The 22,097-nt window shown below is 67.0% G+C and carries 17 protein-coding genes and 1 tRNA gene; 5 read left to right on the top strand and 13 right to left on the bottom strand.

The features are described from left to right. Positions 1–68: 68 nt before the first annotated feature. The 6 genes from F1C58_RS00095 to F1C58_RS00120 are packed head-to-tail and all read right to left on the bottom strand — an operon-like array spanning position 69 to position 7,152. On the bottom strand, positions 69–1,739 hold the full coding sequence (locus F1C58_RS00095) for a serine/threonine-protein kinase (protein WP_185202049.1): 1,671 nt from the start codon (positions 1,737–1,739) through the stop codon (positions 69–71). After that, positions 1,736–3,172 (bottom strand): penicillin-binding protein 2, encoded by a 1,437-nt coding sequence (locus F1C58_RS00100; protein WP_185202050.1) that lies wholly within the window; start codon positions 3,170–3,172, stop codon positions 1,736–1,738. The genes F1C58_RS00095 and F1C58_RS00100 overlap by 4 nt, the downstream gene beginning before the upstream one ends. Beyond that, positions 3,172–4,602 (bottom strand): FtsW/RodA/SpoVE family cell cycle protein, encoded by a 1,431-nt coding sequence (locus F1C58_RS00105; RefSeq protein ID WP_370543674.1) that lies wholly within the window; start codon positions 4,600–4,602, stop codon positions 3,172–3,174. Before F1C58_RS00105 ends, F1C58_RS00100 begins: the two co-directional genes overlap by 1 nt. Positions 4,603–4,611: 9 nt before the next feature. Then, entirely contained in the window at positions 4,612–5,856 is a 1,245-nt protein-coding gene (locus F1C58_RS00110) for a Stp1/IreP family PP2C-type Ser/Thr phosphatase (protein WP_185202051.1), read from the bottom strand. Positions 5,857–5,860: 4 nt separating this feature from the next. Further along, positions 5,861–6,430, bottom strand: coding sequence for an FHA domain-containing protein (locus F1C58_RS00115; protein WP_185202052.1), 570 nt, complete (start codon positions 6,428–6,430; stop codon positions 5,861–5,863). Then, complete coding sequence (locus F1C58_RS00120; protein WP_185202053.1) at positions 6,427–7,152, bottom strand: DUF3662 and FHA domain-containing protein; 726 nt, start codon at positions 7,150–7,152, stop codon at positions 6,427–6,429. The genes F1C58_RS00115 and F1C58_RS00120 overlap by 4 nt, the downstream gene beginning before the upstream one ends. A gap of 117 nt (positions 7,153–7,269) precedes the next feature. Here F1C58_RS00120 and F1C58_RS00125 point away from each other — a divergent pair. After that, positions 7,270–7,353, top strand: a tRNA-Leu gene (locus tag F1C58_RS00125). Positions 7,354–7,558: 205 nt separating this feature from the next. Here the strand turns inward: F1C58_RS00125 and F1C58_RS00130 are convergent. The 5 genes from F1C58_RS00130 to F1C58_RS00150 form a co-directional block, all read right to left on the bottom strand. Continuing rightward, on the bottom strand, positions 7,559–8,233 hold the full coding sequence (locus tag F1C58_RS00130) for an ABC transporter ATP-binding protein (RefSeq protein ID WP_185202054.1): 675 nt from the start codon (positions 8,231–8,233) through the stop codon (positions 7,559–7,561). Then, positions 8,230–9,135 carry an ABC transporter ATP-binding protein gene (locus F1C58_RS00135; protein ID WP_185202055.1) on the bottom strand — a complete coding sequence of 302 codons (906 nt, stop codon included), beginning with the start codon at positions 9,133–9,135 and terminating at the stop codon, positions 8,230–8,232. The genes F1C58_RS00130 and F1C58_RS00135 overlap by 4 nt, the downstream gene beginning before the upstream one ends. Continuing rightward, on the bottom strand, positions 9,136–11,784 hold the full coding sequence (locus F1C58_RS00140; RefSeq protein ID WP_185202056.1) for an FtsX-like permease family protein: 2,649 nt from the start codon (positions 11,782–11,784) through the stop codon (positions 9,136–9,138). Then, a complete protein-coding gene (locus F1C58_RS00145) occupies positions 11,781–14,735 on the bottom strand; it encodes an FtsX-like permease family protein (protein ID WP_185202057.1) in 2,955 nt (984 codons plus the stop codon). Before F1C58_RS00145 ends, F1C58_RS00140 begins: the two co-directional genes overlap by 4 nt. A gap of 185 nt (positions 14,736–14,920) precedes the next feature. Continuing rightward, positions 14,921–16,024, bottom strand: coding sequence for a YihY/virulence factor BrkB family protein (locus F1C58_RS00150; protein ID WP_185202058.1), 1,104 nt, complete (start codon positions 16,022–16,024; stop codon positions 14,921–14,923). 128 nt (positions 16,025–16,152) lie between these two features. Between F1C58_RS00150 and F1C58_RS00155 the strand changes: the two genes are divergently transcribed. Continuing rightward, positions 16,153–16,995, top strand: coding sequence for a hypothetical protein (locus F1C58_RS00155; protein WP_185202059.1), 843 nt, complete (start codon positions 16,153–16,155; stop codon positions 16,993–16,995). Between the two features lie 3 nt (positions 16,996–16,998). Here F1C58_RS00155 and F1C58_RS00160 read toward each other — a convergent pair whose 3' ends face one another. Further along, a complete protein-coding gene (locus F1C58_RS00160) occupies positions 16,999–18,030 on the bottom strand; it encodes an aldo/keto reductase (protein WP_185202060.1) in 1,032 nt (343 codons plus the stop codon). Between the two features lie 149 nt (positions 18,031–18,179). Between F1C58_RS00160 and F1C58_RS00165 the strand changes: the two genes are divergently transcribed. Then, complete coding sequence (locus tag F1C58_RS00165; RefSeq protein WP_185202061.1) at positions 18,180–19,550, top strand: NAD-dependent succinate-semialdehyde dehydrogenase; 1,371 nt, start codon at positions 18,180–18,182, stop codon at positions 19,548–19,550. A 77-nt stretch (positions 19,551–19,627) separates the two neighbouring features. On the opposite strand, the gene F1C58_RS00170 is transcribed toward F1C58_RS00165, so the two are convergent. Next, a complete protein-coding gene (locus F1C58_RS00170) occupies positions 19,628–20,299 on the bottom strand; it encodes a Type 1 glutamine amidotransferase-like domain-containing protein (protein WP_185202062.1) in 672 nt (223 codons plus the stop codon). A 229-nt stretch (positions 20,300–20,528) separates the two neighbouring features. Between F1C58_RS00170 and F1C58_RS00175 the strand changes: the two genes are divergently transcribed. Both F1C58_RS00175 and F1C58_RS00180 read left to right on the top strand, forming a co-directional pair. Beyond that, the gene (locus tag F1C58_RS00175; RefSeq protein WP_185202063.1) at positions 20,529–20,966 is read left to right on the top strand and encodes a hypothetical protein; all 438 of its coding nucleotides are present in this window, start codon (positions 20,529–20,531) and stop codon (positions 20,964–20,966) included. A gap of 292 nt (positions 20,967–21,258) precedes the next feature. After that, positions 21,259–22,086 carry an SDR family oxidoreductase gene (locus F1C58_RS00180; protein ID WP_219731997.1) on the top strand — a complete coding sequence of 276 codons (828 nt, stop codon included), beginning with the start codon at positions 21,259–21,261 and terminating at the stop codon, positions 22,084–22,086. Positions 22,087–22,097: the final 11 nt, after the last annotated feature.

Genomic DNA, 22,097 nt, shown 5'->3' on the forward strand with positions numbered 1-22,097 from the left:
GATGATCTCCTGGGGATGCGGGGGCAGGACCTTGCCAGTGTAATGCGTCGCGGTTTAGCGCCCGGTGGTTAGGGGGTCGTCGTGGGCGGAGCGACAGACGTCTTGGTCAGGGTCGGGGAGGAGGGCGAGGTTCCGCCGGAACAATTCGCGACGTAGGTCATGGTGTTGTTCGTGCCGAGGGTCGGCGCGAGGTTCCAGGTGACGGTGGTCGCTGTCGCCCCGACCGGATTGGCTGGCGTGAAAGTGGAGGGAGCGCTCGCCGTGAAGGTGAAATTGAGGAGGGTGGACCCCTCGGGGCAGCCCACGTAGGCCGGGATGGTGACCGTCACAGTGTTGTCGGGGCCGACGGTGCCTGCCGTGAGTGCGCCAGGCTGGGAGGGCGTGGCCGCGACGTCGCCGTAGAACCGCACGGTGATCGTGTCGTTCTTGCGCACATTGCCGGTGGGGTTCACGAAGTAGGCGGTGCCGACCTTGGAGGCGTCGGGTGCGGGACTCGCATCCGGCACCATGTTCGCGGCGAGTCCGAGGGAGTCGAGTTCAGCCTGCACCGCGGCGAGCTTCTCACCGATGAACTTGGTGGGCCCGATGTTGACGATGTCGCTCGTGGGAGACGGCGACGGGCTCGACGACACAGGGGGCTTGGAGACGGGCGGCGACTTGGACGGCGCCGGCGAAGGATTGCCCAGCAGCGTGATCAGGGCCCCGATGAGCACGACGAGCAGGATCGCCACGAGTGCGATGAGCGGCCAGGTCCACGGGCTGCGGGTCTTGGTGGGCACCGGTGTGGTCGGTGGCCCCGATTCCACGGCGTTCGCGGTGGTGAGCAGCCGGGTCGCCTGGGTTGCGGGGTTCTCGCGCAGGAGTGCGGGCAGGGTGCCCGCTCCGAGGATTCCGGGCACGGCGGATGCCGCCCCCGCGACATCCCCGCGGCGAAGCGCCTGGGCCGCGCGAGCGAGATGAGCGGCGGATGCCGGACGGTCGGCCGGGTTCTTGGCGATGCAGGCATAGACGAGGTTACGCACGGGCTCGGAGACCGTCACCGGCAGTTCCGGCGGGGCCTCGTTGATCTGCGCCATCGCGATGGCGACCTGGGACTCACCGGTGAATGGCCGCTTGCCGGCGAGGGCCTCGTAGGCCACGATGCCGAGCGAGTAGATGTCGGTGGTCGGCGAGGCCGGGTGACCGCTCGCCTGCTCCGGCGACAGGTACTGCACGGTGCCCATCACCTGGCCGGTGGCGGTGAGCGGCACCTGGTCGGCGATGCGGGCGATACCGAAATCGGTGATCTTGACGCGGCCATCCGGGGTGATCAGCAGGTTGCCCGGCTTGATGTCGCGGTGTACGAGTCCGGCTGAGTGGGCGGCATGCAGCGCGGATGCCGTCTGGGCCACGATATCGAGCACGCGGTCGGTGGAGAGCACGCGTTCGCGTTCGAGGATGGTGGACAGGGCTTCGCCGGGCACCAGTTCCATCACGAGGTAGGCGCTGCCCTCTTCCTCGCCGTAGTCGAAGACGTTGGCGATGCCCTCGTGGTTGACCAGGGCGGCATGCCGGGCCTCGGCGCGGAAACGCTCGAGGAAACCGGGATCACCGAGGTACTCGTCTTTGAGGATCTTGATGGCGACGGTGCGCCCGATCACGAGGTCGGTCGCCTGCCAGACCTCGCCCATGCCGCCGATGGCGACCCGGCTGGAGAGTTGGTACCGTCCTCCGAAAGTGAGGCCACTCGTGGGTCTCATTTGCCAAGCACCGCCTCTATTACCTTTTTCGCGATTGGGGCCGCGACCGCATTGCCGAAGCTCTTTCCGTTTTCCACGACGACCGCCACAGCAACTTTCGGGTTGTCTGCGGGCGCGAAGCCGGTGAACCAGAGGGTGTAGGGCTTGCCGTCGCCGTTTTGCGCTGTACCGGTTTTGCCTGCCACATCGACTCCACTAATTCTTGCATTACTGGCAGCCCCGTTGCTCACGTTGTTGATCATCAGCTGCGTCATGGTGGCACTGGTGGCCGGGGTGATCGGCTGGCTGAAGACCTTCTGCTGGAAGGGCTGGATCGGCGTGAGATCCGGTGCCGTGATCTCTTTGATCAGGGTCGGCTGCATGAGCGAACCGCCGTTGGCGATGGCGGCCGAGGTCATCGCCACCTGCAGCGGGGTGACCCGGTCTTCGAATTGCCCGAAAGCCGAGAGCTGCACCTGGGCGGTGTCGCCGACGTTATAGATACTCGGTGTGACGGCCATGGGGATCGAGAGCTTCTGGCCGAATCCGAATGCCGTGGCGTACTTCTTCAGTTCGTCGCCGCCGAGTGCCGCGCCGAGCTGGGCCATAGGGATGTTGCAGCTGAGACGGAGTGCATCGGCGATCGAGACCGTCGCGCCGCCGCCGCAGCTGCCGCCCTCTGCGTTGTTGATGTTCGTCGAGGTGCCGGTGAGGGTGAAAGTGCTGGGGTTGGGGAAGGTGTCTTCGGGGGTGTATTTGCCGCTGTCGATCGCCGCGGAGGTGGTGATCAATTTGAAGACGGATCCGGGGTAGTACAGGTCGCCGGCGATCGCCCGGTTGATGAGCGGTTTCGTGGGGTCCGCGAGAAGGGCCTTGTAGGCGCTGATCACGTCGGTGGAGTTGTGGGAGGCCAGCACGTTGGGGTCGTAAGCGGCCTTCGACACCATGGCAAGGATCGCCCCGGTGCGCGGGTCGAGCGCGACCACCGATCCCGCGTTGTCGCCGAGGGCATCCCAGGCCGCCTGCTGGATCTTGGGATCGATGGTCAGGGAGACGGAAGCACCCTTGGGGGTCTGGCCCGTGAGGATCGAATTGACCTTGTTGAGGAACTGGTCGTTGGCGGTGCCGCTGAGGTAACTGTTCAGTGCTCCCTCGACGCCGGTGTTGCCCTGATTGAGGGTGAAGTATCCGGTGACCGCGGAATAGAGCTGCGGATTGCTGTAGACGCGCTGGAACTTGTACTTGTCGGCGACCGGCTTGGATTCGGCGATCGCCTGACCGTCGACGAGGATCGGCCCCCGCTCGGCCGAGTAGCTGTCGTTGAGGGTGCGTACATTTCGCGGGTCAGCGTTGAGCGAGTCCACTTGGAAGACGGTGATGATGGTGGTAGACGTGAACAACGCGAGGAACATCAGCATCACCGCGATGGTCACGCGTTTGAGCTGCCGATTCATCACTCCACCACCAATTGGGGTTGGTTCCGCACGCTGTCGGAGAGCCTCAACAGCAGGGCGGCGATGATCCAGTTGGCCACGAGCGAGGATCCGCCCGCCGCGAGGAACGGGGTGGTGAGACCGGTGAGCGGAATCACCCGGGTCACTCCCCCCAGCACGATGAACACCTGGAGTGCGATGACGAAGGAGAGGCCGACGCCGAGGAGGCGCCCGAAATCATCCTGTCCGGCAAAACCGATGCGGAATCCTCGGGACACGAAGAGCAGGTAGAGGGCGAGGATGGCGAACAGCCCCGCCAGTCCGAGCTCTTCACCGAGGCTCGCGATGATGTAGTCGCTCTCGGCGAGAGGCACGATTCCGGGACTCCCCTGGCCCCAGCCGGTGCCGATCAGGCCGCCGTGGGCGAGACCGAAGATTCCCTGTACGAGCTGGTAGCTCCCGCCTGGAGCGTCATAGATCTTCGGGTTGAAGGCGTCCAGCCAGGAGCTGAATCGCCCGCCGACATAGCCGAGCAGTTGGCTGGCGATCAGGGCACCCCCGACGAACAGCGCGAGACCGAGGATGACCCAGCTGAGGCGTCCCGTCGCGACATAGATCATCACGAGGAACAGGCCGAAGAACAACAGCGCGGTGCCGAGGTCACGCTGGAAGACCAACACCGCCATCGCGGCGAGCCAGATCACGAGGATCGGGCCGAGGTCGCGCACCCGCGGAAAGCGCATTCCGAGAAACTTGCGTCCGACGAGGGACAGGCTGTCGCGCGCGGTGACCAGGTAGCCGGCGAAGAAGATGGCAAGGGCGATCTTGGCGAGCTCTCCGGGTTGGAAGTTGAAGCTGCCGAAGCGGATCCAGAGCCGGGCGCCGTTGATCGTCTGGCCGATCCCGGGCAGCATCGGCATCAGCAGCAGCACGATCCCGACGAACATGGCGATGTAGCGGTAGCGCTGCAGCACCCGGTGATTGCGGATGACGATCAGCACGGCAAGCGCCAGCAGCATCGCCAGTGCCGTCCAGGCGATCTGGCGCACGCCGGCCGCCTCCCAGCCCGACTGATTCTTGCCGATGTCCAGCCGGTAGATCTCCGCTATGCCGAGCCCGTTGAGCAGGGTGATCACGGGGAGGATGAAGGGATCCGCTTGCGCCGCGACGAATCGCAGCGCCACATGGATGACGAGGGTGATTACGCCGAGTCCCGCCGCCAGCGCGAGAACCGGGCCCTGCACCGCGCCGAGGGTGCCGAGCTCGACGAGGGCGATCGACGATCCGACGACGGCGACCGCGAAGAGCAGAAGGGCGAGTTCGAGGTTGCGGAGCTTCGCGGGAACGCGCAACTTCAAGCGGATCGTGCTGGTGAGGGTCGACAGCGCTCCCGTTTCCGACGCTGCGGGCGCGGGCATCCCGATCTGGGTGGTGCCTTCGGTGCTGGTCATGACAGTGCTCTACTTGCTGGCATTCGTCAGTCGTTTGATGATCGCCTTCGCGTCGGCGAGATCGGAGGCGCTGATGGTGTCGACGACAGTCTTGCGGGTGTAGCTCGGCAGGTCGTCGAGCCGCACGCTGGTCTCGGTGTAGATGCTGTGCAGGCTGATCGGACCGAGATCCTGCTGGATTCCCCGGTAGATGGCCACCGTTTGGCCGTCGGCACCCACGTAGTACAGCGACTGCGACCAGCGGTAGCCCACGAAGAGTGCGCTGGCGAGCAGGGCGACGATGACGATGATCCCCACGAGCCAGGTGACGCGGCGACGACGGGCGCGGCGACGGTCTTCGAGGATCAGCTCGTCGAGGTACTCGTCGGATTCCGGTTCGAAGTGACTGTCTTCGTGCGCCTGAGTCGACTTGAGCGGATGCAGCAGCAGGGTGGGCAGGCGGAGTGGGCGACGGCCCGACTCGCCCTCGAAGGTGAGGGGGGAGGCGGCGGACCCGACGATCATGACCGGTGATGACGCGGATTCGCCGGTCTCGTCGATATCGACGATTACCACCGTGACATTGTCTGGCGCCCCCTGGTCGAGGCTCTCCTTCACCAGGCGTTCCGCCGCATCCTGCACCACGGCCTGGGACGTGAGAGTGTGCTCGATCTTGTCGTCGGAGACGTAGCTCGAGAGGCCGTCGGAGCAGAGCATCCAGCGGTCCCCGGGCAGCACATCGAACACCGTGGTGTCGATCTCGGGCGTGGCATCCACGTCGCCGAGCACGCGCATGAGCACGGACCGGCGGGGGTGGACGGCCGCCTCTTCCGGCGTGATGCGCCCGCTGTCGACGAGGCGCTGCACGAAGGTGTGGTCGGCGGTGATCTGCTTGAGCGTGCCATCCCTCAGCAGGTAGATGCGGGAGTCGCCGATGTGGGCGATGGCGACCTGCGAGCCGGAACGCAGGATGGCGCTCACCGTCGTGCCCATGCCGGTGAGCTCCGGATGTTCGAACACCGTCTCGGCGAGCATGGTGTTGGCCGCGCTGAGCGCGGACTGCAGGGCGAACTCCGCATCGGCGGCCGAGGCGTACTGCCGGTCAGCCTCCATCACGCGTTTGAGCGCGATGGCGGAGGCGACGTCACCGCCGGCGTGGCCGCCCATGCCGTCGGCGACCACGAAGAGCTGCGTGCCCGCATAGCCGGAGTCCTGGTTGTTCGCCCGGATCTTTCCGACGTGCGAAACGGCCGTGCTCTTGCCCGATGTGGCCATTCACCTACCGCCGAAGTTCGAAACTGGTCGTGCCGATCCGAACCGGAGTATTGAGCGGTACCGGTGTGGGAAGCGTGACCCGAGTGCCGTTGAGGAACGTGCCGTTGGTCGAGTCTAGGTCCTGGATCACCCAGTCTTCGCTCCACAGCATGAGGCGAGCATGGTGTGTGGAGGTGTAATCGTCGCGGATGACGAGGCCGCTCTCGCTCGATCGGCCGATGGTCAGGGGCTCCTTCGGCAGGCTGAGTTCGAGGCCCTCCTTCGGCCCGGAGGTGATGACCAGCCGGGTCGCGACGAGTGACGAGTTACCCCGGTTCGGCTGTACCTCGAACGCCTCGGTGGCGTCGGACGCAGTGCCGCCTCCCCAGGCAGGAGCAGGCGCCACCGGCGGCGCGACGGCGGAAGCGACGAAGGGCGGGCTCGCCGCGACGGCCCCGGATGCGACATCCGCGGGCAACCGGCGCACCCGCTGTCCGAACAGGTCGGTGCGCAGCGCGTAGACGACAGCGAAAACGAAGGCCCAGAGGATGATCAGGAACCCGAATCGCAGAAGAAGAAGGGTGAGTTCACTCATCGCCGACCGCCGGCACCGTCGTCGCCGGCACGGAGATCGGAGAACTGGTAAGCCGACGCTGATTGGGCGAGCACCCGGAACACGATACGGGTTCTTCCGATATTGATGACGGAATCGGGGGCGAGTGGCGCTTTGTGCACCGGAGAGCCGTTGAGCTGCGAGCCGTTGGTGGATCCGAGGTCGTTAACCTCGGCGCGAGTGCCGTCCCAGAGGATCTCGACGTGCTTGCGCGAGATGCCGGTGTCATCCACGGTGATGTCCGCGTCGTGGCCGCGCCCGATGATCGTGCGGCTCTTCACGATGGGGTAGCGCTTGCCCGCGACATCCAGCACCGGCGTCCAGGAGACGGTGCCCTTGACGCTCACCGAGTCGATGCCCAGCACGCCCTGCGTCAGTGTGCCGTCTTCGGCGAGCTCGATGCTGATGCCGCCGGAGAACTGGTAATGCTGGGCCGCGGCGTGCTGCTGGACCAGTCGGCTGAGTTCGTCGACGAGCGTGGGGCCGATGGCGGTCATCTTGGCGAAGTCCGCGCTCGAGAGGCGGACGGTGAACCGGTTGGGCACCAGGATTCGGTCACGGGCGACCACCGCGGCCTTGGTATCGAGCTCCCGGCGCAGCGCGGAGGTGATCTCGATCGGTTGCAGGCCGGACTTGAAGGTCTTGGCGAACGCCCCGTTGACGGCGCGCTCCAAACCCTTCTCGAAGCTGTCCAGCAGGCCCAACGTTCTCCCTCGTCACTGTGCGAGCATGTAGGTCGATGTTAGCCGCACGGCCTGTGCCGCGCCTTCCACTGCCCGGCTCATCCGGCTCGCGTGCGCTGTGGTAATGTCGCTAAGTCTGCGCGAGTGGCGAAATTGGCAGACGCGCACGGTTCAGGTCCGTGTGCCCGTGAGGGCATGGGGGTTCAAGTCCCCCCTCGCGCACAACGGTGAATTCACTTTTGAACAAGTCGGGTTCATCTCTTGAACATCTGAAGGCCGATCTGGTGAAATACCGGGTCGGCCTTCGGTGTTTTTCGCGGTCGCGGTCGCGGTCGCCGTCGCGGGATGTGGGCTCATGTTCGAGTGGCCGAGCGGATCGATCTGGGACTTCACCGCTGAGTGGGACCCTCGGGGCAGCAGGCGCGCGTTACTCGAGCGAGCCGTCGAGGATATTGATGACGCGGTCGGCCCCCGCGGTGATCTTCGGATCGTGGGTCGACACGATCGCCGCCACGCCCTCCCGGTGGACGAGTTGGGAGAGCAGCCCCATCATCGAAGCCGCGGTCGCGCTGTCCAGCTGTCCGGTCGGCTCGTCGGCGATGAGCAGGCGAGGGCGGTTGGCGAGCGCGCGGGCGATACCCACGCGCTGCTGTTGCCCCCCGGAGAGTTCCGCCGGGCGTTGGTTGGCATGCGCGCCGAGCCCGACGAGTGCGAGCAGTTCGGCAACGCGGGCGTCTCTCCCGATGACGGCGTCGCCATGGATTCGAAGCGGAAGTTCGATGTTCTCGGCCGCAGAGAGGTGCGGGATCAGTGCGAATGCCTGGAAGACATAGCCGACGGTGTCGCGGCGCAGAGCCACCCACTGCGACGGACTCGCGTGGGTGACATCCGTGCCATCGAGGTGAACCCGACCAGAGGTCGGCACATCGAGACCTCCGAGGAGGTTCAACAGGGTCGTCTTACCCGATCCGGAGGGTCCACGGAGCACCACGAGTTCACCCGCACCGACCTCGAGGCTTACGTCTCTGAGGGCATGCGTCGCACCATCGCCCCGCCCGTACACCCGGGTCAGCCCCTCGGCTCTCACGACGACGTCGCTCATCGCTGATCCTCGGATTCCTGTTCAGTGGGACGCACCTCTACCCGGTCAGATTCGAGCTGCAACCGCACACGGTCCTGGAGGCCGAGTGTCGAGAGGTACTCCTCGGGAAGCTGCAGTCGTCCCACGCGGTCGAGCACCGCGAATTCCTCGGCGTGCTGCACGGACCTCCCACTGTCGTTCACGCGGGTGGAGCGGAACACCTCGGTGGAGGTGCGTCCGTCGCGGATCTGCACGGTGCGGCGAACATGCGAAGACACCCCGGGGTCGTGGGTGACGATGAGAACGGTCACCCCGAGCCGTTCGTTCACATCCCTCATGGCCTCGAGCACCCGCTCGGAATTCGCGGCGTCGAGTTCGCCGGTCGGCTCGTCGGCGAAGAGCACCTCAGGGTCATTCGCCAGGGCGACCGCGATCGCTGTGCGCTGCTGCTGTCCCCCGGAGAGCGTGCCGGGAAGCCGATCACCGAGATCTGCGATGCCAAGGGGCTCGAGAACATCGGCGATTCGCTGCCGCCGCCGCTTCGTGGGATAGCGCGCCACGGCGAGAGCTGTGGCGACATTCTCGGTCACCGTGAAGTACGGCACGAGATTGCGCGAGGTCTGCTGCCACACGAAGCCGACGGTGCGGCGCCGGTAGGCGGTGCGTTCTGCGCCGCGCATGGCGAGGAGATCGTGCCCGGCGACACGGGCCGCTCCCGCTGTCGGGGTGTCGAGCCCCGAGAGTATCGAGAGGAGTGTCGACTTACCCGAGCCGGAGGCGCCGACTATCGCGGTGAGCTCCCCCCGATTCACTCGCAGGGTGAGGCCCTGGAGAGCCTGCACCTCGATCCCGTCGCCCGAGAAGATGCGCACGAGGTCGACGCATTCGATCTGCGGGGCTTCGGTCAGCGTTGTCGTGGTCATTCACGCTCCCATCTTCACGGCGACAGAGGCGCTGAGTCGCCTTGCCGCCACGGCCGACGTTATCGCGGCTGTTGCCGCCACCACCACGGCGAAGCCGCCGATGGTGACCGCCACGAGAGCCCACGGCACCGTCGGGGATATCACCACGGAGCCCCCCACCACGGACCGGAGGTCGACGAGCGTGGTGACGATCACGGCGAGGGCGATGCCGAAGCCGGTGCCGGCCACTAGAGCGGCCACGGTCACGGGGGCGAACTCCCAGGCGATGACCCGGCGAAGCTGCCCGCCCGACATGCCGAGCAGGCGCAGGATCTCGCGGGATCGGGCCCGCTCACGTGCCGCGCCGAGCGCGGCGAGCGACACGGCCAGGGCACACAGGAGCAGCGAGAGGCCGGCGGCCACCAGCAGGGCGACTGTGAGACCGGCGATTCCCGGGCGAGCCGCGGCATCCGCCGTGACGGTCGTCGTGTCGACGGCCTCGACCCGATCGCGATTGGCTGAGGTCTGGGAGTCGGCGACCACGTCTTTGACCGCGCGGGCGGTCGCCGGAATGTTTGCGCCCGCCCGGGTGGCGACGAGGAGCGACCCGTAGGTCGGCGGTTCCCCCACGATCGCGGACTCGTCGGCGATATCGGCGAGCACCCATGATCGCGAGAGTCCGGGGAGGCCGAGCCGGCTGACGGTGCCGACGGGCGTCACGGCATGCCCGTTGAGGCGGGTCGCCCCACGCGCCCGGCTTACGAGATCCGGTGACAGCAGCACCTCTCCCGCCGTGAGCACAGGAAGATCCGGTCGCACCTCGTGCAGCGCGGCGAGGTCGGCGAACACCACGGTGACCAAGGGGGTGTCCCGGCCGAACAGGATCTGCACCCCGGGCACCGTGTCGAGAGCGGCGGCGGCGCGCACCCCGGGCAGGCCGGTCACGGCGGCCGAGCCACCGATGCTCGCGGCGTCGACCCGGATGTCTGCTCCGACCTGGCTCGATGCGGCAGTTCCGATACCGGTGGTGACTGTCGACACCAGCACGAGGGAGAAGATCGCGGCGGACACCCCCACCACCAGCGCGAGTACGGAGGCGAATGCGGTGGTGTTCGCGCGGAGCGACCCGGAGGTGCCGACCAGGCCGACCGGGCTTCGCCCCCTTCGGGCGGCCCGCTGCAATGCGAGGAGCGGGAGCGGGTAGAGCCGAAGAACGACGACGCATATCGCGAGCGAGAGCAGTAGCGGGGTGACCGCCAACAGCGGATCGACGACCCCGCCATCGACGGGAACAAGCCCACGGCGACCCAACAAAACCAGCGCGAGAGCCGCAGCGCCGACTATCACCGTCTCCACTATCCACCGTCCCCGGCGCTCGTCTGCCCCGAGATCGGTGCGCCCCGCAACCCCCCGCGGGCTCGAGGCGGCGAAGAGCAGTGGCACGGCGAGGGCGAGAAGCACGGGGAGTGCATAGCCTGCGGCGACGACGGGCTCGGGCACCGGCACGACAAGCACCACGGCGACCAGAGCGACGAGGGAGCCGGGGATGCCGATCAAAATCCCTTCGATCAGCATCGTCGCGCGCAATTGGAGCTGGCTCGCACCCCTGGCCGTCGCGAGCGTGAGAGTGGAGCGTCGACGATCGAGCACTGTGCGAGTGCCCAGTGCGAGCACGGCCAACAGCGCGCCAAGGGGTGCCGACCCGGAGAGGGAGGAGATTGCCGTGGTCGTCCCGACCGCGGCCTTCACTTGATCCAGCTCCGCGGGAAGCGTGGTCTGGAACGCCAGATTCGCGCCGCTCGGAAGATACACGCCCAGCGTGCGGATTCGGATCAGCTGGCCGGTGATCTTCGCGAGCCGGCCGAACCTGAAGGTGTCGGTGCGCACGGGATACCAGGCGCGAAGTTCTGAACGCTCGAGGGAGGTGGGAAGAGCTACCGCGGAAACCGGATCGATGTACGCGGCTCCCCGCACGACCGTCGGCGACCCCGGGTCGCGGGAGATCGACGCCGTGGTCAACTCTGGAGCGTGCACCCAGAACGGATCGTTCGGGTGATCGGGAGTGTAGATGCCGCTCACACGGAGAACTCCCTCAAGGTAGCGGATCTCGTCGCCCACCTCGAAGCCCGCCTCATCGGCGAAGTCCTGGGAGATCGCGAACTCGATCGGGGCGCTCCTGTCCCGGAGGTTCGCCACCGGCGGCGCTCCCGCGGTGAAGGTGACCCGTTCGAGCCAATGGAGGTCGACGGCCAAGCGCAGGATCGGTTGCACCCGGAGTCGCGGGGAATCGAGACTCACCAAGTCCGGCGGGAACATGGTGACCCAGGAGACCGGGCCAAGAGCACCCCTGAGAGGCTCCTTCAGTCCGGCCGGAACGGTGCGGAGGTCGACGTCGGCCCGGCCGAATATCTCCTGGGCGGAGGAGAGGTCACACCCGGTGTCGATTCGGCCCAGTTTGCCGATGCCGTAAAGGTCTGTGACGCCGGCCGGGAGGGCAGTGAGTTGGTGCTGCAGCTCGGCGTTCGAAACGAGCACCACCGCCCGCGGCACCAGCACAGCGAGCGCTACGGCAACGGCAATAAGCAGGCCGAGAGCGATGGAGGTGGATACCCGCGAACGTAGATGCCGCAGCACCAGCGCCGGTGTCGTCACCGGGGACCGGCGGCTCACCGGCTCACCCTGCGCGCATAGTCGACGATGACGAGACCGAGAGAAAGTGCGAGGGCGGCAAGACCGATCGCCAGCCCCAGCGGCTGGATCCCCACCTCGGTGGGCAGCGCAGCATAAGAGGCGGGAATTGCGGCGCGCGCGAGGGGCCCCAGCGTGAGCGCCGCGACCACGATCCCCGCCCCGACTCCCACGGCGAGCCCTGCGGCGGCGACGATACCGAGTTCGATCCGGCGCGTGGAGACGAGTTGCCGGTCGGAGATCCCGAGCGCGCGGAGCACGAAGACCTCTCGGGCACGGGTGCTCAGCTGTGCACCCGCCACCGTGACGAGGGCGATGAGGGCGAGGATGCCCGCCCCCACCGCACCGAACCACAGCGCGGTGACGGCCGAGCCGAGCACTCGTCGATCCTCGCTTGCCACGAGGGCTCCGACGGTGATCCCGCCGGGAACGGCCTCCCGGACGACCGCGGAGGCCTTGGCCGGGTTCGAGGATCCCAGCCAGGCCGCCGCCGGCGTCGGCGTCTCTTGGTAGAGGCGCGCGCGGGCCGCCTCGACCAGCGAATCGTCGATGAGCACCGCGGAATCGGATTCGGCGCCCGGGATCGCGGAGACGATCCCGGCGACGACGCTGTCGAATGCGGGCAGAAGCGCATCCACCGACAGCTTCACGGTGTCGCCGACGGCGATCCGCGCGGCGTGAGCGAGGGCGCTGGAGATGAGAATCGGCGGCACGACCCGACCGCTGAGGTCGCCGAAGGGCGGAGTGACTCGCACCGTCGACTCCCGGGCCGCGCCGCTGAATCCGGCACCAGCGGGCGGCCCGGGGAGGGCGGCCGCGAGCGGAGTGAAGCCCGTCGCCGACCATCCACCACCCAGGGGAATGTCGAGGCCGTCCGCAGTGAGGCTGGTGATGGCCAGCTCGGAGGGGCCGTCGAGCGACCGATGGACGACGAAGGCCAGGACCTTCCAGCTGCCGTGCCCCAACGGGAGTTCGAAGCGGTGGTCGCCGGTGGCGCGGATCTCTCTCTGCACGCCCAGGTCGTCGGCCACCACGAGTCCGAGTTCGATTGGAGCTGTGGAGTCGCTCGTCAGGGACACGGCCACATCTGCCACTCCGTGGGGGAGCACGGGGCCGGTGAAGGGCACTGCGATGGCGCGGGCGGCCGCCCGTGCATCGAATTCCCCACCCGCGCTCGACGCGAGCGTCGCAATAGCGACGGGTGTCGCCGCGATCATGCTCGCCGGGTTTCCTCCCGCCTCGATCTGCTCGGAATCGATTGCGGCCACTGCCGTCACACCCGGTAGGCCTCTCACCGTGGACAGCACCGACTCCGAGAGCGGGCTTTGCGAGGCGATCATCACCAGGTCGGATCCCGCACGGAGGGCCGCCGTCGTCGCATAGGCCGAGCCCCAAGTCTCGGCGTAGCCGGCCGCGAGCGTCAACTGGCCCGCCGCGAGGGCATACATCACGAACGGCGCGAGGAACAGGCGACTGCGGCGCGACAGGCTTCGCGAAACGAGAGCGGGGCGCGTGGACCTCGCCGAAGCGCGATCCAAGGGTGCCCGGAGGAGCGGCGTCGCGGATAGCACCAGTACCACGACGGCGATCAGCGCGAGCGCGGGAGCGAGCACGGCGATCGGATCGACCTGCGTCCCGCCGCCACGCGACGCGATGATCGGCGAGCCGTAGCGCCGCAACTGCCAGACCGCGAGGGCTGCGGCAATTCCCAGGAAGATCGGTGCGGCGAGCCCGGTCATCCGGGCCATCCGTCCGTTCGCCTCCAGGCCCTGCATTCGAGAGATCGAGCGTGCGGCCAGGAAGGTCGTCGTTCCGACTACGGCGACGGCCACGGCGGTGGCCGTCGCCGGCACTATCCACACAGTCGCCCCGAGGAGCCCCGGCGGTTGCCCCACCAGAACCACAGCCACCACGGTCCCCGCGACCGAACCGAGGATGGCCACGCCTGCCGTCTCCCCACAGGCCCCGCGGGTGAGGGCGCCGACGGTCTCTCCGCGAGAGAAGAGCAGCAGATGCTCGGTCGAGCGCAGGGTGGCGAGCAATCGACCCAGTTCGACGAGAGCGATCACAGCGATGGCAGCGATGACGCTGACGGCGGCCGGGGAGACGGCACCGAGAGCGCTCACGCTCGACTGCACCTCTGCAGCCGAGCTCACGAACTCACCGCCAAGGTCGAGGCTGTCGAGGTTGAAGCCCCGATCCGCACTCAGTGAGTCGGCCATCGTGCGCCAGCCCCCGATGATGATGTCGAGATCGCCCGCGCCCACGGTCGCCACCCGGGGCACTATCGCCCACCGGGTGTCCGTCGCGGCCCCGATGGCATCGAGCTCCCGCTGCGGCACCACGATGGGCCCGAGTACGACACCGCGCAGTCCCTGCATCAGGAGTGAATCGCTCACCCAGCGCGGGTCGAGCGGATCCGTGAGCCGCCAGGTTGCCGTGATCCTCAGCTTCGCGTCGCCGACGGTGAGCTCTTCACCCGGGGTGAGGCCGAGGGCGGCAGCGGCATCGGCCTGCACGGAGGCGTCCCCCGGTGCGCGCGGCCACGCACCATCCACGAGGCTCGCATTCGACTCGAGGCCGGGGATGCTCGCCACGAAGGCCTTGACGCCGGTCGACAGTTGCACGGGGTTGCTCGAGACCTGGCTGCGGGTGATGTCGACGGGCAGCGCCCGATCCCCGTCCCGGAAGACGCGCGCGATCAGCCTGTGAACGCGCGCATCCTGGGCTGCGCCGTCCGGGTCGCTGGCGAGGGTCAGCTGCAGCGCGGCGTCCGCCCCCGCACGTTGCGCGAGTTGGGAGCGCACGCCCGAGGACTCCGCGGTTGAGAGGAATTCGAGGATTCCGACGATCAGACCGCTTGCCACAGCGACGACCACGAGGAGGGCGGCGAAGACGGCCGCACGGTGGCGCATCCGTTTCACCAGGAGCACGTGCTTCCTCCGGATCCACGGCGAGAAGTCGAGAAGTCGAGAAGTCGAGACTATCCCGTGTTCGGCGTGATCCGCCCTCGGATCCGGCTCGTCACGCCGTACCGAGGTCGATGCCGCCGTCTCGGATGGCGTAGACGTCAGCGTGATCCGCGATCGCGGCTGCGTCGAACCCGGGAGGGTAGAGCTCAGCCGCGGTGCCGGATCCGCTCCAGCACGGAGCGGACAGCAGTGCGGAGGCGATAGGTCAGGGTGTCGGTGCGGTGGGGAAGAGGCTCTCCGTCTCGCAGCAGCGCCCCGAGCTGTTCGTCGACCTTGGCCGTGCGTTGGGCGAGGTCGCTCGCTGTCGTGTCTCGAGTCGGAAGCTGGAGTTGCGCTTCGGCGCGGATGCCGGCTTGAAGCTCTCGCCCTCGCTCGAGTTCCGTATTGAACTCGGCCCCGAACAGGAGCGCGACATTGACGAGGAACAGCCAGACGAAGAAGATGATGACGCCGGCAAGAGCGCCGAAGGTGCGGTTGTAGCTGGCGAAGTTCGCCAGGTAGAAGGCAAAGCCTCCCGATGCCGCGCCGAGCAGGCTGATGGCGAGAATCGCCCCCGGACTCAGCCAGCGGAATCGTGGCTGGTGGATGTTCGGTGTCGTCGCGTAGAGCACCGTCACGATCGTGATCACGGCTGCGACGAGCACCGGCCATTTCGCGATGTCCCACACGGTGACGGCGGTATTCCCCACGCCCAGCGCGCCACCGAGAGACCGCAGAATCGGTTTCGATGCCGCCACGATGATCGCGATGATCAAGATCAGGATGACGAGGAGCACGGTGACGGCCAGTTGAGCCGGCTTGCGCTTCCAATAGGGACGCCCCTCGGGCACCTCGTAGATGCGGTTCATGGCCCGACTGAACGCGCTCACGTAGGCGGAGGCGGACCACAGCGAGGCGATCACGCCGGCGATCAGCGCGAAGCTCGCCGTTGAGGTGGTGGCGATGTCGGTGAGCGGCGTGCGCAGCACATCGACGACAGGACCGGGGGCGACCTGGTTGAGCAGGAACAGCAGGCGATCGACGGTGCCCGGTCCGTCCCCGAATACCCCGATCAGGGAGACGATCGCCAGAGCCGCGGGGAATACCGAGAGCACCGAGAAGAAAGTGAGTCCTGCGGCCGCATCGATGCCGCCATCCTGCACGAATTCATGCAGGGTGCGACGAGTCAGATAGGCCCAGGTCTGCTTGCGGAGCTGGGTGGGCCACGATGCTTTCACCGCATCATCCGGGGGTGGCGGAGTTGTGGTCATATCTCACGCTATCTCGCGCGAGCGTCGACGGGATATTCCGGCGCTCTCGCGCCGCCCGCCGGGCATCTGCCCCATCCGGGCGGCGATGCCGGCGTCCGGTAGGTTTCCAACATGGGCGGTGACATCCAGTGAGGGTTTCCGGGGCGGCTGGCGCCGCGATACTGATCGCCGCAGCGCTCCTTCCACTCCTCAGCGGATGCTCGACCGCGCCAGAGCCGAAGCTCTCTGTCGCTCTGTTCCAAAACCGCGCCGACTATGCGACTCGCAGCCTGCAGGTCGAGATCACCAATCGCGGAAGCACGGATGTGGTCATCACCGCCGCTACCTTCACCTCCGCGTACTTTGAGGGATCCGGCACCGCCGGCCACCTGCCATACACCCTGGTCGCCGGCACGACCACGGACTTCCCGGCGACCGTGCCGCCGCCGGTCTGCGAGGGCCCGGATTCCAAGCCGACCGCCACGATCCACCTCATCCCCAAGGGCGGTTCCCCTCTCGTGGTCACGAGCAGACCGAAGGTGCCGTTCAACTCCCTCGGCGCCCTGCATGCGCAAGACTGCGGGCAGCAGGCCTTCGAGAAGGTCGCGAGCATCACCCCGGCGCCGCACCTGCGGTTCGAGACGCGGGATGGCTCGGAGCTCGCCATCCTCGACGTCACCATCGCCCCGACGGGGTCCCCTGGCACCGTGACACTCGTGTCCACCACCGGCACAACGCTGCTGATCCCGACGGAGGGTGAGGTGCGTCCGCTCGGAATCACCTTCAGTGCTGCGACTGCCCCGACGGTCCTCACCCTCGACTTCGTGCCGTCCCGGTGCGGAACCCACGTGATCTCCGAAGACAAGATCGGCACGCTCATCCCCTTCCACGCCGTCGCTGGCGAGTTCGAGGACGCCTACTTCCGCGTCGCGGTCTCCCCCGTGGTCAAGGCGGAGTTCTACGACTGGGTGGGCCGCTACTGCGGGCAGTAGCCCTCAGCGCCCGCCCTCGAGATTGCGGTTGCGCTGGGCCACTCCGGCGACACCATAGGGATAGTCGTCGGAACGGGGTGCGCTCGCCGCGGTGAGGCTGTCGAGCTGCTCCGGTGAGAGTTTCAGGTCGACGGCGCCCATGTTGTCGGTGAGTTGGGCGACAGTGCGAGCCCCGAGAATCACCGACGTCACCGCGGGCTGGGCTCCGAGCCAGGCGAGAGCGACCTGTGAGGAGCTCGCGCCGTGGGCGTCCGCAACCGACTTCACGGTGTCGATGATCGTCCAGGTCTGTTCGCGGGCGTTGCGCTGCTTCCAGGCCTCCATGCCGCGCTCGGGATTCTCCCCGAGGCGGGTCGCACCGGTCGGCGCCTGGTCGCGCACGTACTTTCCGCTCAACCAACCACCACCGAGGGGCGACCACGGCAACAGGCCGATGCTCGCGTCGAGAGCCGCCGGCACCACCTCGTGTTCGATGTCGCGCACCAGGAGGCTGTACTGAGGCTGCAGGGTGACCGGTGGGGCCCAACCGTGGGCCTTCGCCACATGCACGGCCTTGGTGAGCTGCCAACCGAGATAGTTGGAGAAGCCGTAGTAGGCGATCTTGCCCTGCCCGATCGCGTCGTTCAGAAATCCGAGGGTCTCCTCGATCGGGGTGAAGGCGTCCCACGCGTGCATCTGGTAGAGGTCGATCTGTTCCACTCCGAGACGGCGGAGGGATGCGTCGAGCGCGCGCCCGAGGTGACGGCGGCTGAGACCGAGGTCGTTGGGGCCGGTGCCCATCGGGAACCGTCCCTTGGTCGCGATCACGACCTGCTCCCGCTCGGTGGGGTGCGAGGAGAGCCAGGAGCCGATGATCTCTTCCGACGTGCCGGAGCTGTAGACATCCGCAGTGTCGATGAAGGTGCCGCCGGCCTCGAGGAAGGAGTCGAGGATGAGGTGGGATGTTTTTTCGTCGGCCTCCGCGCCGAAGGTCATGGTGCCGAGGGCCTGCGCTGAGACGACAGTGCCGCTGTTTCCGAGTGTGCGAAATTCCATGATTGCGACGGTAGTCCCGATCTGGCGTGGCGCTACCCCGGCTGCAGAGCTCCGCCCGATCCCGTAGATTTCCTTCTAGGTTTCGTTAGCCCGATGTGGTGCACGATGTGGTGCACGGGCCGGCCGCGAACACATATCGAGGAGCACGCATGAGCGAGTATGTCGTCACCAATCCCGCCACCGGAGCACAGGGAGCCGTCTTCCCGACGGCGACCGATGCCGAGTTGGATGCCGCGCTCGGGTCCGCCGACAACGCTCACCGCACCTGGTCACGCACGAGCACCCTCGCCGAGCGCACGGCCCTCGTGCAGAGGGTCGCCGAACTGCATGTGGAGCGTCGGGAAGCGCTGGCGGAGATCATCGTGCGTGAGATGGGCAAGCCGCTCGACCAGGCCCTCGGCGAGGTCGATTTCAGCGGAGCGATCTATTCCTACTACGCCGAGAACGGCGAGAAGTTCCTCGCCGACGAGCAGATCGACCTCCTCGACGGTGAGGGCAGCGCCTTCGTGCGCCGGTCATCCCTCGGCGCGCTTCTCGGCATCATGCCGTGGAACTTCCCCTACTACCAGGTGGCCCGCTTCGCCGGTCCGAACCTGGTGCTCGGCAACACCATTCTGCTGAAGCATGCGGGGCAGTGCCCGGAGTCGGCGGCCGCGATCGAGCAGATCTTCCACGATGCCGGGTTCCCCGAGGGCGCTTACGTCAACATCTACGCGTCCAATGAGCAGGTCGCCGGGCTGATCGCGGATCCGCGCCTCGTCGGAGTCTCCCTCACCGGTTCGGAGCGCGCCGGCGCGGCTGTCGCCGAGGTGGCGGGCCGCAACCTGAAGAAGGTGGTCCTCGAGCTCGGCGGATCGGACCCGTTCATCCTTCTCAGCACCGACGACATGGATGCCACGGTCGATGCCGCGGTCTCCGGCCGTATCGATAACAACGGGCAGGCCTGCAACGCGGCAAAACGGTTCGTCGTGCTTGGCGACCTCTACGAGGACTTCCTCGCCCGCTTCACCGCGAAGCTCACCCAACCGACTCCGTCGGACCCGATGGCGGATGGCACGGTGCTCGGCCCGCTGTCGTCAGCGCTCGCCGCCGATCGCCTCGACGAGCAAGTCGACCGGGCGATCGCCCAGGGCGCGACCGTCGTCGCTCGTGGCGACCGCAGCGGCACCTACTTCTCGTCGGTGGTGCTCACGGGGGTCACGGCGCAGATGGATGCCCACCACGAGGAGTTCTTCGGCCCGGTCGCCATCGTCTACAGCGTGCCGGACGAGGCCGCGGCTGTCACTCTGGCGAATGACACCCCGTTCGGGCTCGGTTCCTACCTCTTCTCGACGGACTCCGAGCAGGTACTGCGAGTCGCCGACCAGATCGAGGCAGGCATGGTCTTCGTCAACGGCGTGGGGCTCGACAGCCCCGAACTGCCCTTCGGGGGCATCAAGCGCAGCGGGTTTGGCCGCGAGCTCGGGCGCTTCGGCATCGAAGAGTTCGTGAACCGGAAGATGATCCGCATCCTCAAGTAGCGCGATCGAAGCGGTGCCACCGGTGCCTCGTCAATCGTGCGGCGCGAGGGCGGGCCCCGGGTGCGTCGGGCCCGATCCTAGGGCGAGAAGTGCCGCCAGTGCCCTTCCGAGACAACACTGACGGAATCGTCGACGACAGTGATCGCGGTCTGGTCGTCGATCGCATAGGACGGGCTAGCGATGCCTGCGGCCCATTTCTCCGCCGCTGCCATCGAATTGCCCGGCAGCTCGATCGTGGCCAGATGCGGACAGATCGAGAAGTCGACCACCGCAAGGGTGCTGTCGTCTCCGCTTGGTGGTTGCCAGCCGACGAACTCTTTGCCGATGCGTGGAGTCATCACCATGCTGCCCGCGCTGAGCCCCACCCAAACCATCCTGCTCAACGATGGGAGCATCTCCGCCAGCCCCGACTGTCGCATCCAGTGGGACAGGTAGAGGGCGTCGCCGCCGGCAACGAGAAGGGCATCCGTCTCGCGAACCAGCGGCTTCCAGCGGCTTTCGTCAATGCTCGGCAGGGCGGTCAGCTCGAGCACCCCGACGGACTTCCAGCCCAGGTCGACCATGTGATTCTCGGACCTGCCGGAGATGAACTCCCATGCCTTGACGCCGGGCCCCACCCAGGGGTGACCGTATTGGGCAGTCGGGATGCACAGTGCGGTGGACTCCCCGATCGGTTTGCCCAACAGCTCGACCAGCGCGTCGAGAATGCTCGGGTTCGAGACCCCCGCCGAGGTGAGAAGAAGTTTCACAGTGCCTTCCGAACCGCTCGGGATCCCCGATTTCCGTCAGCCTAGGGTTTCGAACGCCAGAAATCCATGGCGCACACGACTGGATGCGGGTCGGACCGGCCTGGTGATCTGCCGCAGCATCCACCCCGGGGATCACGGGAGGAAGCACGGATGCCTCGGCTCCGAAACGGCCTCCCCTCCCCTTCTCCTTCGTCTGGTGGTGGCAGGTTTCTCGGCATAGTGTGAGGACATGAGAGGTGCTCGCGAGAGTGACGCGGAGAACGAGGCATCCCGCGCGGCTCTGCTGGCCGCGGTGGACAACGCCAGGCTCCGGCGGCGGATGGTCGCACGGCTCACACTCCTGACGGGCGTCCTTCTTATCGCCGGTTCCGTGTTGCTGTGGCCTCGGGGCCTGTTCGGGCTCGGGAACGCCGAGCCGGGCATCTCCCTCGCCCTGATCACGGGCGGATCGGCGCTCCTGCTCCTCGGCATCGGCGTCATCGCCTGGTCCGTGCGTAGGCTCTCGCTGCTGCACAACAACTACAGCTCAACCGGTAAGCCAGATTCCGGATTCGTGTTCCGGCCCGATATCGGGCTTCCCCAGATCGGGCAGGGGCATGGCGGCCCACTGGATGCCAGTGCCGCGCTGTTCGCCAATCCTGACAAGGTCAATAACGGCCGTCGTTAGTCAGGCGAGCAACTCGACGGCAGAATCTTCCGCACCCGCAGGCTCGAGGAGAAGGTCGCGTAATGTTGTCGTGGTGGCCGACCTGACGGTAAGGGCACGAGGGGTCGTCCCGGAGACGGGTTCGAGAAGGTCAGGAAGTAGACCTCCGCGTGACGCCACACTCTTCACCACGAGACGAGCCATCGGGGAATTCTTCCCGCTGTCTCCCGTTGTCTTGGAGAGGCCTCGCGAGGGTGATCGGGAAGCTCCGATCGCCGTGATCCGCGGGCAACCGAAGGAAAGAAGCCTGCTCATGGAACGCGCCAACCTGGACCTCACCGACCGCAACGGCATCATCACCGGAGCGGGCCAGGGAATCGGGCGTGCGCTTGCGCTCGAATTCGGTCGACGCGGGGGTCATCTCCTCCTTGTCGGCAGACACGAGCAGACGCTCTCCGAAACGGCGCGGATGGTGGCCGCCGAGGGCGGAACCGCCGACATCCTGGTCGAAGACCTCACCCGGGATGGTGCCGTGGAGCGCGTCGCGGCCGCTGTCGCGTCGTGGAGCGTCGTCGATCTGCTCGTAAACAATGCGGGGAATGTTCGTGCCGGCAGGCTCGAACTCACGAGTGACGCGGACGTTCATTCGATGATCGACCTGAACCTCACTACCCCGATTCTCCTGACCAAGGCATTGCTCCCCGCTCTTCGGCGCTCCGCTGCGGACCGCGGCAGCATCCTGCTCAATATCGCCAGTGGCATTGCGCTCGTCGGTATGCCCTTCTACTCGGTCTATGCGGCCACCAAGTCCGGAATCGCGCAGTTCGGTGAATCGCTTCGGCGGGAGGTGTTCGGCAGTGGCGTTCACGTCGCCACCGTCTATCCCGGCGCGACCGACACGGCGATGATGACGTCGCAGAGCGCCGGAGCAGAACTCGGCTGGGAGCGTCGCTCCCTCGAGGATGTCATCACCGATGTCATCGCGGCGCTGGAGGCCGGCGAGCACGAGATCAACACCGCGCCCGAGAGTCGCCGGGCGATGCAACAACTCAACATCACCGACCCCCTGGCCGTCGATGCCTCGATCGCCCCGAACCTCGAGGCGCTCGAGCTCGCCGTGCGAGACCACCGCAGCATCTGAGTTCGGCTGTA

The organism is Glaciihabitans sp. INWT7 (assembly GCF_014217685.1).
Lineage (GTDB): Bacteria > Actinomycetota > Actinomycetes > Actinomycetales > Microbacteriaceae > Lacisediminihabitans.